13 protein-coding genes are annotated in these 17,696 nt (G+C 52.7%); 2 read left to right on the top strand and 11 right to left on the bottom strand.

Annotation, left to right across the window (positions count from 1 at the left end):
* Positions 1 to 65: 65 nt before the first annotated feature.
* Together LX87_RS08240 and LX87_RS08235 are read left to right on the top strand one after the other, a co-directional pair.
* Positions 66 to 1,313, top strand: coding sequence for a THUMP-like domain-containing protein (locus LX87_RS08240; RefSeq protein WP_111627743.1), 1,248 nt, complete (start codon positions 66 to 68; stop codon positions 1,311 to 1,313).
* Entirely contained in the window at positions 1,310 to 2,020 is a 711-nt protein-coding gene (locus tag LX87_RS08235; protein WP_111627742.1) for a polysaccharide deacetylase family protein, read from the top strand. Before LX87_RS08240 ends, LX87_RS08235 begins: the two co-directional genes overlap by 4 nt.
* Positions 2,021 to 2,213: 193 nt before the next feature.
* Here the strand turns inward: LX87_RS08235 and LX87_RS08230 are convergent, their stop codons facing one another.
* The 11 genes from LX87_RS08230 to rbfA form a co-directional block, all read right to left on the bottom strand.
* Positions 2,214 to 4,691 (bottom strand): bifunctional UDP-N-acetylmuramoyl-tripeptide:D-alanyl-D-alanine ligase/alanine racemase, encoded by a 2,478-nt coding sequence (locus LX87_RS08230; protein WP_111627741.1) that lies wholly within the window; start codon positions 4,689 to 4,691, stop codon positions 2,214 to 2,216.
* A 12-nt stretch (positions 4,692 to 4,703) separates the two neighbouring features.
* Positions 4,704 to 5,783 carry a magnesium/cobalt transporter CorA gene (corA, locus tag LX87_RS08225; protein WP_111627740.1) on the bottom strand — a complete coding sequence of 360 codons (1,080 nt, stop codon included), beginning with the start codon at positions 5,781 to 5,783 and terminating at the stop codon, positions 4,704 to 4,706.
* A 132-nt stretch (positions 5,784 to 5,915) separates the two neighbouring features.
* Positions 5,916 to 6,782, bottom strand: coding sequence for a universal stress protein (locus tag LX87_RS08220; RefSeq protein WP_111627739.1), 867 nt, complete (start codon positions 6,780 to 6,782; stop codon positions 5,916 to 5,918).
* A 163-nt stretch (positions 6,783 to 6,945) separates the two neighbouring features.
* Complete coding sequence (gene polA, locus LX87_RS08215) at positions 6,946 to 9,921, bottom strand: DNA polymerase I (protein ID WP_111628328.1); 2,976 nt, start codon at positions 9,919 to 9,921, stop codon at positions 6,946 to 6,948.
* Between the two features lie 160 nt (positions 9,922 to 10,081).
* On the bottom strand, positions 10,082 to 10,405 hold the full coding sequence (locus LX87_RS08210) for a 3-coathanger stack domain-containing protein (protein WP_146624443.1): 324 nt from the start codon (positions 10,403 to 10,405) through the stop codon (positions 10,082 to 10,084).
* Between the two features lie 18 nt (positions 10,406 to 10,423).
* Positions 10,424 to 11,638 carry a bZIP transcription factor gene (locus LX87_RS08205; protein WP_111627737.1) on the bottom strand — a complete coding sequence of 405 codons (1,215 nt, stop codon included), beginning with the start codon at positions 11,636 to 11,638 and terminating at the stop codon, positions 10,424 to 10,426.
* Between the two features lie 37 nt (positions 11,639 to 11,675).
* Positions 11,676 to 12,056, bottom strand: coding sequence for a hypothetical protein (locus tag LX87_RS08200; RefSeq protein ID WP_111627736.1), 381 nt, complete (start codon positions 12,054 to 12,056; stop codon positions 11,676 to 11,678).
* Positions 12,057 to 12,327: 271 nt separating this feature from the next.
* Entirely contained in the window at positions 12,328 to 13,398 is a 1,071-nt protein-coding gene (locus tag LX87_RS08195; RefSeq protein WP_111627735.1) for a 3-keto-disaccharide hydrolase, read from the bottom strand.
* Positions 13,399 to 13,432: 34 nt separating this feature from the next.
* On the bottom strand, positions 13,433 to 15,991 hold the full coding sequence (locus LX87_RS08190) for a M1 family metallopeptidase (protein WP_111627734.1): 2,559 nt from the start codon (positions 15,989 to 15,991) through the stop codon (positions 13,433 to 13,435).
* A gap of 64 nt (positions 15,992 to 16,055) precedes the next feature.
* Positions 16,056 to 17,285 (bottom strand): ABC transporter permease, encoded by a 1,230-nt coding sequence (locus tag LX87_RS08185; protein WP_111627733.1) that lies wholly within the window; start codon positions 17,283 to 17,285, stop codon positions 16,056 to 16,058.
* A gap of 15 nt (positions 17,286 to 17,300) precedes the next feature.
* A complete protein-coding gene (gene rbfA / locus LX87_RS08180; protein ID WP_111627732.1) occupies positions 17,301 to 17,678 on the bottom strand; it encodes a 30S ribosome-binding factor RbfA in 378 nt (125 codons plus the stop codon).
* Positions 17,679 to 17,696 lie beyond the last annotated feature (18 nt).

Below are 17,696 nucleotides of genomic sequence, written 5' to 3'. Positions count from 1 at the left end.
AAATTCGTAAAAAAATTTAATCCTTTTTTAATCTTCTCCAATATTTCTACAATTTATTAGCTTGAATGACCGATCTAACCCCCAATGAGCAACGGTTTGTCCAGAAAAATTTAAACGCTGATCCGCACGCGTTACTGCTTCGTCAGACGGACTCAGACGACGTGCGGCTTAAGGTGGTGGCGGCTCAACTGGTCGCCCGGCAAAAAGCCCGTTTTAAATTACCCAGCTGGTACGCCAATCCGGAACTGGTGTTCCCCCCCGCCCTCTCGGTCGAGCAGGCATCGTCGGAGCGGACAGCCGCTTACAAAGCGTCTCTTTTGTCGCAACATGGCGGAAAATCGGCCCTGGTCATTGACCTGACGGGCGGTATGGGCGTTGATTCATGGGCTTTTTCGCAACAGGCTGATCGTGTTATCTATGTGGAACAACAACCTGATCTGGCTGACCTGGCGGCTTTCAACCTCCCCAAACTGGGCGGCACCAACATTGATTTTCCGCATCAACTAGCGCCACATACCAATGCAGAAAGCTTTCTGACCCATTTTACGGGTTTGGCCGACTGGCTGTACCTCGACCCGGCCCGGCGCGACCGCCAGGGAGGAAAAGTGGTGCGGCTGGAAGATTGTGAACCCAACGTGCTGGACTGGTACCGGCCTGCGCACCCGGCTGGTTTACGGCAGAAGGCAACGTCGGTACTGCTCAAAACGTCCCCCCTGATTGACATTGAAACGGTTATCCGGCAACTCCCCGATGTGGCCGCCGTTCATGTGGTGTCGGTTGACAACGAATGCAAAGAAGTCCTGTTTGTTTTGACGGCAAACCCTTATCCGGACGTTACCATACAAACGGTTAATCTTCGTTCTACGGGTAGTGACGAACGGTTTACATTCCGCCGAACCGAAGAACGGGCCGCCCAGGTCAACTTCCACGATCCGATGCGTTACTTATACGAACCCAATACGTCTTTACTAAAAGCGGGAGCATTCCGGATTGTGGCCGAACGGTTCGGTCTGTTTAAACTGGCCCCGAACAGCCATCTGTACACCAGCGATGAGCTGCTGCCCGACTTTCCGGGTCGCTCATTTGAAGTCATAGGCAATTGCAAACCGGACCGAAAAGAGGTTCACTCTTTTTTACCGGATCGTAAAGCAAACCTGAGTGTCCGGAACTTTCCGGAAGCAACTGAAACACTGCGTAAAAAGCTGGGAATTGCCACGGGCGGGGACCTGTACCTGTTCGCAACGACCCTTTTTGACAATAAGAAAAGAATAATTATTACAAGAAAATCCTTTTATCCATCGTTACTTTCATGAAAACATCAGCATTTCACTCGTTCTTATCCATCTTGTTTTGCTCATGCCTGTTTAGTCTGGCCGCAGCATTTTCCCCGCTTCAAGCGCAAACGGTATCGTCGGTTACGCAAAATGTCGATAAGATATCGCTGGCGGGACTTAGCATCGACGTTCCCATTGAGGGGAAATTCGTTGAGAAAGAATGGGAAGCCCTGATAAAATCGTACGGAAAAGTGGCGACTGGCCGCAACGGAGTGTACAAAATACCAGCGGCTAAAGTTGCGGTTCTTTCGTCGGAACCGCTAAATGTTGCCAGTAAGGTTTCCACGGACAAAAACAAGGCAACAATTTTTCTGGCCGTTGATCAGGGCAGTGGCAATTACGTCACGCCGGGCAACGAGATGTACGGCGATGTGGAAGCGCTGCTGAAAAGCTTTGCGGAACGGACCCAGATTAATTACGACATCAAGCTCGCCAACGATTCATACACGGAAGCCCAGAAAAAGCAGGACCGGCTGACGAAACAGAGTGAAAAGCTGGTGCGTGATATCGAACGAAACAAAAAAGAAAAAGAGAACCTGGCGAAACGGCTGGAGGAAAACGCCCGTGAACTGGAGCAGTTACAGCGCGACACAGAAACCACCAAAACCGATCTGGAAAGCTCGGGTAAAGACCTGGAAACCAAAAAACTGGCGCTCGAAGAAGCCAAAGCCAGAATGCCAAAATAAACCATCGAAGCGAGGCATCAGACAAGAACTACGGAACGTAAAATTGTTACTTCCTTGTCTAACGTCTTTCTTCTAAAAAGAAAAAAGAGTGACGTTGGTGATTCGTTCACCAACCGTGAAGAACCCTGTGAGAGCGGTTTGTGGGGACAGATGAAGCCCGTCAGTTGGTTTCCGACTGGCGGGCTTTTGTAATTTATTCCCGGTAGAAAACCCGCTTCACGCGCTCGCTGACACCCGTCAGAATTTCGTACGGTATCGTTCCGATGCGGTTTGCCAGATCAGAAATAGGCACCTGAGGCCCAAACAGGATGGCTTCGTCCCCTTCCTGCGCCGAAGCCGCCGTTACGTCAATCATCGTCATGTCCATGCAAACACTCCCAACCGTCGGACAAAGCACCCCGTTGACCCAAACCTGCCCAACCCCATTGCCCAGTCGGCGGTCGTAGCCGTCGGCATACCCAATGGCCAGGGTAGCAATACGGGCGTTGTGGTCCAGCACACCCCGGCGGCTGTAGCCCACAGTTTCTCCGGCTTTCAGTTCTTTAATCTGGCTAATAACGGTTTTTAACGTGCCAATGGGTTGCACCTGCTGCGGTTCCAGTTTACTGGATTCCACGCCGTAGAGACCGATACCGAGCCGGACCATATCCAGTTTGAATTCCGGCAAGCGCACAATACCCGCCGAATTAAGCAGATGCCGGAGCGGTCGGTAGCCTAAATAGGATTCCAGTTGCGCGGCTCCGTCGATCAGCAGCCGGTATTGCTCCTGCGAAAAAGCCGTGTGTTCCGCTTCGTCGGACCCAACCAGGTGACTGAAAACCGATGCCACCCGCAAGGCCGGATTTTCTTTCAGCAGTTGACCCAGAGCCGCTACTTCGCCCGGTAAAAATCCCAGCCGGTGCATCCCCGTATCCAGTTTGAGGTGAATGGGCGGAATGGCCATCGACGGCTTTTCCTGCTTCAGAAACTGTAGCCACTCATCCAGAATCCGGAAGCTGTAAAGTTCGGGTTCCAGTTGGTAATCAATCAGTTGACGGAAAGCCTGCGGTGACGGGTTCATAACCATGATCGGCAGTTGGATTCCGTTTTCGCGAAGTCCTACGCCCTCGTCGGCATACGCTACGGCCAGGTAATCGACCCGGTGATACTGGAGGAGGCTGGCCACTTCGGCGCTTCCGCTTCCGTACGCAAATGCCTTGACCATCACCATAATTTTGGTTTGTGAACCCACCCGGTTGCGGTAGAAATTCAGGTTGTGCGTCAGCGCATCGAGGTTGATTTCCAATACCGTACGGTGCGATTTCTGTACGAAACGATTGATCACGGTTTCGAACGAGAACCGCCGGGCTCCTTTCACCAGAATTACCGAATCCGTCAGGCCGTTCAAATAGCCCGATTGCAATAATTCATTCGTGGTTGCATAAAACCGGCTCGGAACCGTAAAAACAGATTGAAACCGGCTGATTTCCGGCCCAACGCCGATCAGTTGACCAACCGCTTTTTCGGTTATCATCCGGGCAATGGCTGGGTAGAGATCGTCGGCAGCCATACCGGTTTCGAGCAAATCCGACAGCACCAGCACTTTCTGGCGGGTAGCATCCTGCTGACTCAGAAAATCCAGCGCAATCGACAAACCGGCTAGGTCATTATTGTAGGTGTCGTCGATCAGCAGGTTGCGGTGAATGCCTTCTTTCAGTTCCAGCCGCATCGACACTGGCCGCAGTCGCGCAAAACGGTCCTGCAAAACGGCTTCGTCGGTAACACCCAGCACCAGCGCAGCCAGCAGTACGTGCGTCGCATTCTCGAGAGAAGCCGGGTCGGAAAACGGAACCCGGATGTGGTACGGACGGTCCTCCCATTCCAGCCGGATCAGCATTCCGTTGGTATGATGTGTAAACGAAACGACCACCTCGGCGGGCTGCCCGGTCGACCAGCTAATCAGGCGAATGGTGGGGTTGACAGCTTTGAGCAGCAGGTGCGTTTCTTCATCAATTTCAGCGTACGACTTCCGGTAAATCAGCGTACCGGTCTGCCGGAACAGGCGAAGTTTTTCGGCTACTTTCTGCTTCTGGGACCGGAATCCTTCGTTATGCGCCGAACCAATGTTGGTAAAAATACCGATAGTCGGTTTGATAATGGTCTGAAGCGCCTGCATTTCTGCTGGTTTGGAAATACCGGCTTCAAAAATCCCCAGCGTGTGCTGCTCATTCAGCGGCCAGACCGACAACGGAACACCTACCTGCGAGTTGTAGCTTTTCGGGCTTTTCTGAGTCCGAAAATCGGGCGCGAGAATCTGCGCCAGCCACTCCTTCACAATGGTTTTGCCGTTGCTGCCGGTAATACCCACGACGGGAATATCGAATTGAGAGCGGTGCCGGGCGGCCCACTCCTGCAAGGTTCTCAGGCTGCTGCCCACTTCCCAGATTCGGGCGTCGGGCAATTGCGCCAGTTCGTGCCGGAGTTCGGGCGTCAGAGCCGCCGTCTCAACCACAAACTGCCGCACGTTTTTGCGGTAGAGTTCTGTAATGAACCGATGCCCGTCGTGGTGTTCGCCCTGAATGGCAAAGAATATGGCTTTAGCCGCTCCGCCCGGCGTTGGCGACAATAATTGCCGACTGTCGGTTAGTGGATAAACGTCCGACGTATTAATATCAAATTCCTGAATTGTCATAAACCCGTATACTTAAAACCACCTTCGCCGTCGGAAGTAAATGATCATTAAAACCGTTAAAACGGCCATAACGCCCAGCACGACAAAATAACCGCTGCGGGTATGCAGCTCCGGCATATTGTCAAAATTCATTCCGTAGACGCCCACAATGAAGGTTAGGGGCATAAAAATAGCGGAAAAAATTGTGAGTGTTTTCATGACCGAGTTCATCCGGTTGCTGAGCGTCGAGAGATAGACATCGAGCAGCCCCGTGGCCAGTTCGCGGTAGGAGTCGATGCTGTCCAGCACCTGCACAACATGGTCGTAGAGATCACGCAGAAAAGGGATGGTGGTGGGGCGAATCAGCTCACTTTCTTCCAGCAACAGGCGGCTCAGCATCTCCCGCACGGGCCAGACGGCTTTGCGCATCAGGGTCAGTTCGCGTTTGAGGGTATACAGGTGCGTCAACGTATCCTGCCCGGCTGCCTGCTGAATAATGCAGTCCTCCAACCCTTCCAGTTTCTCGGCAATGTTGTCCAGCACCACAAAATAGTGATCGACCACCAAATCCATCAGGGCGTACAGGAGGTAATCGGGGCCGTTGCGCCGGGTTTTGCCCGCCGATGCCTGAATACGGTCCAGAACCGGCTGAAACAGGTCTGCTTTTCGTTCTTCCTGGAAGGAAATCAGGTAATTTTTGCCCAGCACAAAACTGAGGTGTTCGCTGTCGAGTTCCTCGCTCGCCGGCTTAAAATACAGCATTTTGAGCGTCGCAAACAGGTAGGAGCCATCGTATTCCTCCACCTTTGGTTTCTGCTGCGAGTTCATCACATCTTCGAGCAGCAGCGAATGCAACTGGTATTGCTGCCCGATTCGTTCGATCACGCTGGGCTCGTGAATGCCGTCTACATTGACCCAGGATACAATGTCAGAAGCGTCGTCCGGGCGGCTGCACGAAGCCAGTCGTTTGATGTTTTCGACGGTATAAGCCGCTTCATTGTAGTCAATCCGGCGAATTTTGGTTTTGTAGTCAATCTCCTGACCAACATAAATCAGGGTTCCCGGTGAGGCCCCTACTTTTTTCTCCGAATGTTTATACCGGCGTCTCCTCATAACGTACCTACGGGCTCCGTGGCTCCCCGTATTGACTTTCATTAACTGCGGATTGGGAAATTAGTCCGTATAAATCAATAATACGGACTAAAGACTGCACGCCCAGGGCCGGTATCCGGTTGCGGGTACGTGTCAGTAGTTTTCCTCCGCGTGATAGACCAGCACCGGCACGTCGGAGTTCAATACCATACGCTTGGTCAGGCTCGGATTCAGCAGTTTACTCAGGAAATCCCGTTCGCGGGTTGCCATCACCAATAAATCAACCTGATGGGTTTGGGTGTATTTCGTCAGTCCTTCAATCACGTTGTCGGCATCAACGGTATCTTCCACAAACCGCTGCTGACCAAATTCCGCCTGAATCTGCGTCAGATATTGCCGGTCGTCGCGAACATTCGGCTGATTCAGCGCCTGGATTTTGACCAGCCGCAGGTTGGACTGAAACGTGCGGGCGAGTTGCACCACCGGCCGCAAAATGTGATTTTCGTCAAACTCCAGTTGGGTAGCGTAGGCAATGTTCTGCAACTGAACGGGGTAATTCCGACTGGGATCGGGCGTAGGAACAACCAGCACCGGGCAATGAGCCGTCATGGCCACATCGGCCGCCGAGCTTCCCGCCAGCCAGTCAAAAAAGGAGTCGATATGGCTCCGGCCCATCACAATTAGGTCCGGTTTCAGCTCATCGGCAACATCGACAATCTCGCTGTCAATGGAACCCACCCGGCTTTCGATGCGGGTCTTGAATCCCTCCCTTTCGAGCTGATCGGCGATTTCCTGCAAATTTAATTCCCCGACGTCTTCCATTTCCTGTACGGCCATCATCCCGATGCCAACCTCACCCGTTGGCAGCGTAGAATCCGGAATATAGGGTTGGGTAACATGGGCGAGCGTCAGCAGCGTCTCCTGACCGTCCTGGCTGTAATGCTTCGCCAGAAATTTTGCCCAGGCGAGGGCTCGTTCAGAAGTACCGGTAAAGTCCGTGGGAACCAGTATGTTTTTCATTTTGCGAGGGATTAGTGATTCTATACTAACAAAAAAACAAGGCGTCCTTCCCGAAAACCCTGTTAATTCTTTGTTATGAACACTTCTGTAGCGAAGAAAAGCTGTATCGCGGAGGTAAGCAGAGATACTCCGCTCAACTCCGCGATAGAACGTTTCTTTGAACTCAATGCGCATCGAGCCAGTTGACGCCCACGCCGATTCCGGTTTCCATCTTGACGGCCAGCGGAATGGCGTTTGCCATCAAATGCGCCACATTCTCCCTCAGCAAATCCAGTTCGTCCTTGTGCGCATCGAAAACCAATTCGTCATGAACCGTCAGAATCATGCGCGATTTCAGACGGTTTTCGCGGATAAATTCATCGATTTTGATCATGGCAATTTTGATCATATCAGCCGCCGACCCCTGAATGGGTGCGTTGATGGCGTTGCGCTCGGCAAAACTCCGGTCGGTCATGTTCCGCGAGTTGATGTCGCGCAGATACCGGCGTCGGCCCAGAATGGTTTCTGCGTATTCACACTCCCGCGCTTTCTCAATCGACTTATCCATATACTGTTTGATAGCCGGAAATCCCGCAAAATATTCCTGAATAATCTCGGACGCTTCCTTGCGCGGAATCCGCAGCCGACGGGCCAGACCAAACGCTGAAATACCGTAGATAATGCCAAAATTGACCATTTTGGCTTTCCGGCGCATGTCCGAATCCACCTGATCCAGCGGTACTTTAAACACCTTGCTGGCCGTCTGCATGTGAATGTCAATCCCGTTGTTGAACGCATCGAGCATGGTCTGATCCCCGCTGAAAGCCGCCATAATCCGCAGTTCGATCTGCGAATAATCCGCCGACATAATCAGGAACTCATCGCTGTGCGGCACAAACGCTTTCCGGATTTCACGGCCCCGGGGTGTCCGGATCGGAATGTTTTGCAGGTTCGGGTTGGTCGAACTCAAGCGGCCGGTAGCGGCCACCGCCTGGTTGAACGAGGTATGAATCCGACCATCGCGCGGACTAATCAGCAGCGGCAGTGCGTCGACGTACGTATTTTTCAGCTTCACCAACTCCCGGTAATCCAGAATCTTACGAGCAATTTCGTGATCGGCTTCCAGTTCGGTCAGCACCTCCTCACCCGTGGCATACTGGCCGGTTTTGGTTTTTTTCGCTTTGTTGTCAAGCTTCAGTTTATCAAACAGGACTTCGCCGAGTTGCTTTGGCGAACCGATGTTGAACGGGCCGCCCGCGAGTTCGAAAATTTCGCTCTGGACCTGCCGCATATCGGTTTCCAGCGTGGCCGAAAGTTCGTTCAGGGCGTTTTCGTCCACTTTGACACCGCCCAGTTCCATCTCACTCAGCACGCGCACCAGCGGCATTTCCACCTCATCGAACAGCTTGTTGAGCTGGTTCTTCTCCAGCATCGGCATAAAGATGTCTTTCAGTTGCAGCGTAATGTCGGCATCCTCCCCGGCATATTCAACCACTTTCTGAACGTCCACATCGCGCATTGACAACTGTTTCGGACCTTTTTTACCGATCAGCGTTTCAATCGAAACCGGGTCGTAATTCAGGTAGGTCATCGCCATGATGTCCATGTTGTGCCGCTGCTCTGGTTCGATCAGGTAATGCGCCACCATCGTATCGAACAGCTTGCCCTGAACCTCAATACCGTATTTTTTCAGCATCAGCATGTCGTACTTGAGGTTCTGGCCCACCTTGACGATGGCCGGATTCTCGAATACGCTCCGAAACTCCTCGACAATGGCCTGCGCTCCCTCACGGTCGGACGGTACGGGCACGTAGAACGCTTCGCCCTTGCGGTAGGCAAACGACAGGCCCACCAGATCGGCCTCCACAGGGTCGGTTGAGGTGGTTTCCGAATCGAAACAGATGGTTTCCTGCTGGTTCAGATAATACACCAGACTTTCTCGCAATTCAGGCGTATCGACCAGCCGGTAGTCATGGACCACCGAGTAAATCGTGCGCCGGGGCTCGTGTTTTCGCTCGTCGGGTTCGGTTTCCGTCCAATCCGGCTGGATATCCGGCGTATTTCCTACCACCGCCGGGCGGGCGTTTTTTTCAAAAGCCGCAATAGACGCATCACGGGCAGGTTGCGGCTCCTCTATAAAAGGCAGATCAGCCGTACCGGACGGTTTTTCGGTACCGGGCAGAGCGGCAGGAGCCAGAACGGTTTCCTCATCGAACAAATTCATCTGTCCTTTCGGAGCCGGACGGGGTACAACCGGGAACGGAATCGGGTCCGCGTCATCATCCCCTACCAGCCGACGACGCAGTTGCCGAAACTCAAGCTCATCCAGCAGCGCCGATAATTTGGGTTTATCCGGATCGGTATACAGCAGGGCGTTTTCGTTGAAATCAAGCGGTACATCCAGGTGAATCGTCGCCAGTTGCTTCGACAACAGGCCCTGTTGCGCAAATTGCACGACGTTTTCTTTCAGCTTGCCTTTCAGCTTGTCGGTATTGGCAATCAGATTTTCGACGGTTCCGAACTCGGCAACCAGTTTTTGGGCGGTTTTTTCGCCCACGCCCGGAATCCCCGGAATGTTATCGACCGAATCGCCCATCAACCCCAGCATATCGGTCACCTGACTGATTTCCTGAATCTGCCAGCGGTCCAGCACTTCTTTTACGCCCAGCTTTTCGGCGGCCTTGCCCATGAAAGCCGGACGGTATACGTAAATATGATCTTCCACCAACTGGCCATAGTCCTTATCCGGAGTCATCATAAACACCTCAAAATCAGCCCTGGCGGCCCGTTTGGCGAGCGTTCCGATGATGTCGTCCGCTTCATAACCATCCAGAATCAGGATGGGAATATTCATAGCCTCGACCAGCCTTTTCACGTACGGAATGGCGATGCTGATGTCCTCGGGCATGGCCTGACGGTTGGCCTTGTAATCGACAAACGTGTCGTGCCGGAAGGTTTTTTTACTGCTATCGAACGCAACGCCGATGTGAGTCGGCTTTTCTTTCTGAAGAATTTCCAGCAGCGCATTCGTAAAGCCGAACACGCAACTGGTATTCAGGCCCCGCGAGTTAATTCGGGGTGACTTACTAAAGGCAAAATGGGCGCGGTAGATCAGAGCCAGCGCGTCCAGTAAGAAGAGTTTCTTTTGTGGTTTTGTCATTGAATGCAGAATAACGGAAGAGGCCGTCAAGAAACACAAATCCCGTCAATTGTACAACTTGGTAACAACCTTCGTACGGGTTCTGGTTTCGATTTCGGCCTGCGTTCCACAAAAAAACCGTCCGGTTAGCCGGACGGTTTTTAACCACGCACGTACAGTCCTACGGTTGATTCACACTTGTTTTGGCGTTGGTTTCCGACGGTTCGGCTGCGGGTTCAATCCGAATGGGCCGGACCAGCTCTTCGCCGTATTTACCGATTGTCACCACCGATTTGAGCGACGCATCGCCCACGCTGGCCTGGAAAACGGCTCCCGACTGGACGGCAAAACCGGGTAGCAGAACAATGGAGCGCTGAGCCTGCTCTGTTTTCACTTCTTTAGCGTTTACGGTGCTGTTCAGCTTCAGGTGATCGTTGGCGTTGGTATGGGCTGCCGTCAGGGTCATCAGACCGGTGAAGGCCAGCAGCATTGCGATTGTTTTCATGGCTTTGAGGACGAACCTTTATTTTTTATTCGCTACGACCAGGGAAAGCTGCTCCTGCAAATGCTCGATCTGCTTTTTCTGCTGCAACAGATACAGGGTCAACTCTTCGACTTTTTCCAGCAGTTTGGCGTCCATCTTGCCAATATCAATGCCTTTCTCTACCACTTCGCGCGCCGATGGTACCCCGGGCAGATAACCGTGTTTCTGGATGTGCTGCTCCACTTCGTCCAGAGTCCGCAATTTATAATCCTTCTCGAACACCCGGTCCGACCAGTCGTTGGTGGTTTTGATGGCCACCTTTACTTTCTCGGTTAAAATACCATCGGAGACGTAGAGCCGGTAGCCCGCCGGGGTCTGGCTGATGCCGTCGCCGATGATCAGACCGCCTTTGTGCGTCGATTGGAGGTGATCGCCCACCGGTTTCCACAACGCCGTTTCCTCCTCAGCGCCCAGACGGGCTGTGCTGCGGGTTGTGCCCATCACGATGTTACCCTGCTCGTCAACCGTCAGGAATTTGCTCTGATTAAGACGGGTAGCCGGGCTGTTGCTGGTCAGGTTTTCCAGCCGCACACCTGATTTATTGGTCTGATTGCTTTTGACGTGCAGGCGAACCGTGGGGGCCGAGGTTCCAATGCCCACCACGGCATCAGTGCTTCCCAGCACCACCCCGTTGGGAACTTCGACCCGGGCATTGTAACCAATGGCCGTCGCGTTCACCGTACCTATATAACCGCCCGACTGGCCTAGAGACGTTTTCGGTCCGATCAAGGTGTTATTCATGCTTTTGGTAACGTCTTTTCCGGAGCTTGATCCAATAAATATATTGTCTGTTCCCTTCTCAAGATAATAGCCTGCTCCCGCCCCTAAAAAGGTATTACCGTCTCCCAAAGTCATACTATGCCCCGATGTAATTCCCAGGAAGATATTGTATTGGCCAGTTGTATTCTTTTGTCCGGCCCCCGTTCCGATTGCTACGTTACTCCAACCCGTGGTGTTAAAAGCCCCTGCCGTATTGCCGATGAATACATTGCTCGAGCCCGTGGTGCTGTTTTGTCCCGCTCCGTAGCCCATAATGACATTGTTCTCACCTTTCATAACCGTACTGTTATTGCGGCCCGCAACAATGTTGCCCACGCCGGGGGTGACCGAATTAGGTTTAAGAACAATGTTGGTTTGGGCCTGCAGGCTCTGGCTGGCCGCAATCAGGGCCAGGGAAAGAATGATCTTTCTCATGATTGTTTGAAATGGATTTGTGTGGATGGATTACGAATTACTCGGCCTGTAAATTAGACCGTTTTATTTTAGCAGTTTCAAACCGCAGGGGCGTCGACCACGCCACCGTTTTCTGCCCCTTCAGGATTGCCACTGCATCGAGCGTGTAGCTGCCCTGGGGCCGTTCGATACGCAGCACCGTGTTGGACATGGACGACTCCGGAACTTCCCGGTGGCCCGAAGCCACAAAGGGAGCCGTCAGCCTTCCGACCATTGTGCCGTTCACTTTCAGCTCCAGCTGGTCAAATTTCAGGGTGGGTAACGTGGTGTAAATGAGGTACGAGCCAGTACTGACTGGCTGCGGTTGAAGCTCCTCGGTTGCGTCTTTACAACCGGCCATTGCCAGCAGAACCGCGGCAAAGAGGGTAATCTTTTTCATGAGCGTGATTAGAATTTGTTGTCTGTTTGGCGTCGATTCGTCCGACGATGCAAACCTACAACCGACCTGCCCGAAGCCGTTAGCACGGTCGTAACATTTCATGACGCTGGTGTAACACCTTCAAACAAAATCTAATAAATCCAATACAATCGCACCAAAATCCTAAAAATGGCCATTTTTCTTTCAAATTTCTTTTTCTTTCTCCGGAGAAAATGCAAAAAAAGGGCAGCCAGTGGCTGCCCTTCGATAAAACTGTATGCCCTGAGGAATTTTACAACTCCCGAACCCAAATGTTCCGAAAGCTGATTGGTTCGCTGGGGTCGCCGTGAGCCTGAAGCTTGATCGGCGCACTGTCGTATTTTTTGTACTGCGGCTGGCCGATGTAAACCGTTTCGCCTTTCAGCTCAAAGTTATTTTGTACGACGGCTCCATTATGAATTACCGTAACGTGGGCGGGTGTCTGCACCGAACCGTCGGCGTTGAACGTCGGGGCCGTCCAGATCACGTCGTACACCTGCCACTCACCCGGTTTTTTGCTGGCGTTGGCCAGGGGAATTCCCTGCTTGTAAATGCTACCGGCCTGGCCGTTCGAGTAAGTTTTGTTCTCGTATGAATCCAGCACCTGCAACTCGTAACCCGCATCACCGGGGCCGGTTGATGCCAGGAAGATACCGCTGTTGCCCCGGCTTTGGCCCGTCAGCGTAATTTTTTCCGGGATTTTCCACTCGATGTGAAGCTGGTAATTCTTGAACGCACGCTTGGTTTCGATGTTGCCAACGGCTTTGTTGACGGTCAGCACACCGTTTTTCACCGTCCACTGTGCGGGCGATTTGTCTTTCACCGACACCCATTGATCCAGGTTTTTGCCGTCGAACAGAATGATGGCGTCGGAGGGCGCATCCAGGGGCGTTTTGCCCGGGGTAATCACTTTCGGCACGGGGTTCCAGGCTTCTGTATCTTCCGGTTTCATTTTTCGTTCCGGGGCGCTGGCTGTAGCCGAACCGCCCTGTTTGGTGAAGGTACCGGTCAGTTCCGTACCGTTGTAATCGACGGATAAATACAGCTTTTCGCCTTCTACACGCCCCTTAACCGGAAGCTTATTGCCCTGGTATTCCGTAGTAAACGAAAATTCGTTGCCATTTACTTTACCGTCATTAATGGGCAGATCGCCATCGTTGTTACCGATGGTTCCCGTTAATTTGTTGCCTTCGGCCTTCAGGTTCAGAACCAACGCGTAATCATCCGCAATTTTTCCGGTCCATTTCCCATCAATCGGCCCGGCCAGCAGGGTTGTGATGCCTAGAAAGGCAATAAAAATGGAAGTGATGAGGGTTTTCTTCATAGGTATTGTAGGAGTTTGTTGGGTAATTTTATGTTTAAAAATCTTTGAACTGCTCGTACATCTCTTTCAATTTCGGATCGCGCTCACTCAGGCGGATGTCCTTGCGCATGGATTTGACGCCCTCAATGTCCTGCAACAAACCCAGCACCTGATAGGCTCCGAACCGGACAAAATAGGCCGGACTCGTGCGGGCCATCACTTCCAGCATCGGAATGGCCTGCCGCTGCATATCGGCGCCGGAGCGAATGAGGTATTTGCCAAAAACCTGCAAAAAGTTATACAAGTCCTGCGGTTTCATGGTATTCATCTTGTTGATGAACCAATTGTAGCGGCTCGTGTCGGGAGAACTGGCGTAGTAATTGGCAACCGCCGTCACAATCTCCCCGTTGGGTACGTTCTCAAACCGGGTGGCTATTTCACTGGCATCACCCGGCTTTGACAGCAGGTACGAATCCAGCGCCGACGACACCACGGCGTACGACGTATCGTTCAGGGCCTCCCGGAAAAGCGGATCGTTGACGTTATCGGCGTACGATGCCAGCGTGTTGATAGCCTCCTGCCGTACCAGCGACTTGGCATCGTTTCGGGCTTTGCTCTGGACAATCCGCTCTACGTCCGCAAATTCCTGACCGTCGTATTCCGCAAAATTGCCGGTAGCCACCTGCCGAATCCGCCAGAATTTGTCGTTCATGGCGTCCATCATCATGTGCCGAACCGTCGAGTCGATCAGGTTGCTTTTGTCTTCCAGCCGCGTGATGGACTCGTACTTGTCGAGGTAATTGTCGGTATGATAGAACTGAAAAACCAGCTCCGGTTTATTTTTTTCCTGCTCAACGGTGCCCACAATCCGGTGATCAGCGTCGAACAGAACCAGGTCTGGGCGTTGTTCCACCTGAAAATTCAGGACCTGTTTGGCCTTATCAACCACCACGTCGTAGCTTTTCTTCTGGCCTTTCACCCAGATATCGACCTTCACCGGCAGTCGGTAAATCGGCGTGCGGGTCGAATCCTGCTGCTGCAAAACCGTTAGCTGCACCCCACCCTGCCGGTATTCTTTCTCGACTTTGATCACCGCATGGCCCGGTTTCAGAAACCACTGGTTGAAAAACCAGTTCAGGTCCTGCCCCGTCACCTCCTCGAACGCTTCGCGGAGGTCGCTCAGTTCGGCGGTTTTGAAGCGGTGGCGTTTCAGGTACAGCGTCAGGGATTCGAAGAATGCTTCATCTCCCACGGTTTTCCGCAGCAGGTGCAGCACCCGCCCACCCTTAGCGTACGAATGGCTGTCGAACATCTGCTCCCGGTCGGTGTAATGATACCGGATCAGGGGTTCCTGCTTGGTTTCGGCTTCGGCAATGTACTGATTGAGGTCATCCAGACCGTGCATGTCGGCGGAGTAAACGCCCTCCTTGTGTTCGCGCCAGAGGTACTCGGCGTAGGTGGCAAAGGCTTCGTTCAGCGGCAGGTTGGCCCACGATTCGGCAGTAGTCAAATTTCCGAACCAGTGGTGCGCCAGTTCGTGGGCAATCACGTCGTCGGAATTACCGTCTACCAGTTGCCGCTCGTCCATCTGCACGGTTTCGCCGTGGACAGTTGCCGTGGTGTTCTCCATCGCCCCGGTTACAAAATCGCGCACGGCAATCTGGCTGTATTTTTCCCAGACGTAGGGAACGCCAAATTTTTTCTCGAAAAATTCGACCATCTCCGGCGTCCGGCCAAAGATAGCCCGGGCTGACGATTCGTAAGCCGGTTCTACGTAATAGCTCACTTCCAGCGGTCCGCGTTCGGGTGTAGCAGGCAGCGAGTCCTTTACATAGGCAAATTCGCCCACGGCCACCATCGCCAGATACGGCGCGTGGGGCAGCGTCTGCCGCCAGTAGTCGGTGCGCGAGCTATCGGGGTTGAGGGTCGATGAAATCAGTTGGCCGTTGGAGAGCGTCCGGTACCGGTTTTCGACGGTCAGGTAGATTTCCTGCGTCATCTTCTCGTTCGGCGTGTCGATGGTCGGAAACCAGCACGAGTTGGCTTCGGTTTCGCCCTGCGTCCAGATCTGGCGGGGTTTATTGGGTTCGGCGCCGTCGTGGTTGATAAAATACAGCCCTTTATCCTGCGAAATGGCCGCACTGCCGCCCATAGGCCGTTCGTTCGGTTTGGCGGTATACGCAATCTGGATGTCGAAGGTATCGGCGCGGGTGTACGTCCGGGGCAGCAGGATGTGAATCTTCTGCCGGTCGTTATACGTATAATTCAGCGTGTCGAATACCGTTTCGCCGGTTTTCAGGGTATCGAGCAGAAAAATACCTTTAATGTCGAAGCCTTTGGCGTCAACATCGAGCGTGTTCTGGGGATAAAAATGCGGTTTAAACCGGAGTTGAGCCTTACCGTGTACCCACTGCCGCACCCAGTCGAACCGCAGATCGAGCCGCGTATGGATCAGATCGTGTTGCAGCGTCCGGCTTGGATTATAGGGTCCCTGAGCCGATAGGGATACGTTTTTTTTATCAGCCTCGGCCGAACGGCTGGCTTGCCCCAGCGCCCTGTCACTGCTGATTAAAAAAACAAGGAGAAGAACACTATTTAGGAAATGTTTAAACATACTGTTAATCACTTAGCCTTGTTCACAACGACGCAATTCGTTTTTTAGTAAGTTGTTTTGTTCGTTACTGTACACTGTCAACGGCTTTTGATACGGCGGCCGCTTTTTGGGCCGGAAACCAGGACACCACAATGGTTACGGTAATGACAATGAACGTAGTAATGATCAAATCATTTGCCTGTAATTTGACCGGATAGGCGTCGATCAGCGAGCCTTCAATGCCCATTGAAACAAAACCAAACCGTTGCTGCAACAGGCACAGCACAATGCCCAGCACCAGGCCGACAATGGCCCCGATAAACGCCACAATCGATCCTTCAAACAGAAAAATCCGCCGGACCAGCGAAGGCGACGCGCCCATGGCATAGAGAATGGCCACATCGTCTTTCTTCTCAATCGCCAGCATCGACAGCGAAAAAAAGATGTTGATCGACGCCACCAGCACCAGAAACGCCAGCGTAACGGTAACAAACAGTTTCTCAACACGAATGGCCCGAAACAAATCCGGATTCAGATCGTCGCGGTCTTTAATCACGACCGTACCACCCAGTTGCTGTTGCAGCGTTTTTTTCAGTTGGGCAATCTCTACCCCCGCTTTTATCTGCAATTCCAGCGAAGATAACTGATTTTGTTCATAGCCAACCAATTCACGCACCACGTTTAAGGGTGCCAGCACGTAATCATTGAAATTATCCTCAATAAAGAATACCCCCGATACGGCCAGATCGGCCCGGTTAAACGCATCCGCCGACAGAACCGTGTAGGATTTACGGTTTTGCGGATACCAGAGTTCAAGCAGCGTCAGCGGGTCTTCGGGCGAAATGAGCAGGGCATTCCGGACGCCTTCGGCCACCAGCGCATACGCCATGCCGTCCTCCTGCAAACGCAGTCTTCCTTCCACCAAAGCCGTATCCAGTTGCCGCCGTTGCAGGTACGAATTGTCGATTCCCTTCAGTTTGACCACGGTTTGCCCGTCGCGGTAGCGGGCCAGGGCGTTGTCTTCAATGACCTGCGTTATGAGATGAACCTGACCGGTTTTCTGAATGGTCTGCAACAAGCCGGGCGAAACCGTCAGCCGTTTGCCTTGCGCGGGACTGATGGTAAGATCAGCCTCGAAGGTCTTGAAGATCATCCGGTTTAGCTCCTCCATCCCGTTGAAAACCGACAGAACAACCACCAGCGCCATCGTACCTACGCCCACACCGAGCATGGATACCAGCGAAATCAGGTTAATGAAACTACGCTTGCGTTTCGAGAAGAAATACCGTCGGGCAATCCAGAGAGGAAGGTTCATGGGTTGGAAAGCGCCTTATTCTTCATCATCCTCTTCCGGGGCAGGCGGAATATCCAGGTTAGAAAAAATAGCATCCATTTTAGCCGCGTATTCGGCGGTATCATCCAGGAAAAAGTTGAGTTCCGGAATGATCCGGAGCTGGTGGCGCACCCGGTCGGCCAGTTGCTGGCGGATGGACCGTCCCCTTTCCTTGATCATATCCAGCAGCATTTCCTTATTGGGTGTGGCCAGAAAGCTCAGGTACACCCGTGCAATGCTCAGGTCGGGCGACACACGTACGTTCGTCACGGTGATGAACGCCCCGTTGAACAGGTGTCGGCTATCGCGCTGAAAGATTTCGCTCAGATCTTTCTGCAATAACCTCGCTACTTTCTGTTGTCGTTTCGATTCCATTTTTTAAAAATTAATGCA

The organism is Larkinella arboricola, from assembly GCF_003259745.1.
Lineage (GTDB): Bacteria > Bacteroidota > Bacteroidia > Cytophagales > Spirosomataceae > Larkinella > Larkinella arboricola.
This window is presented reverse-complemented; position numbering and strand designations above follow the sequence as displayed.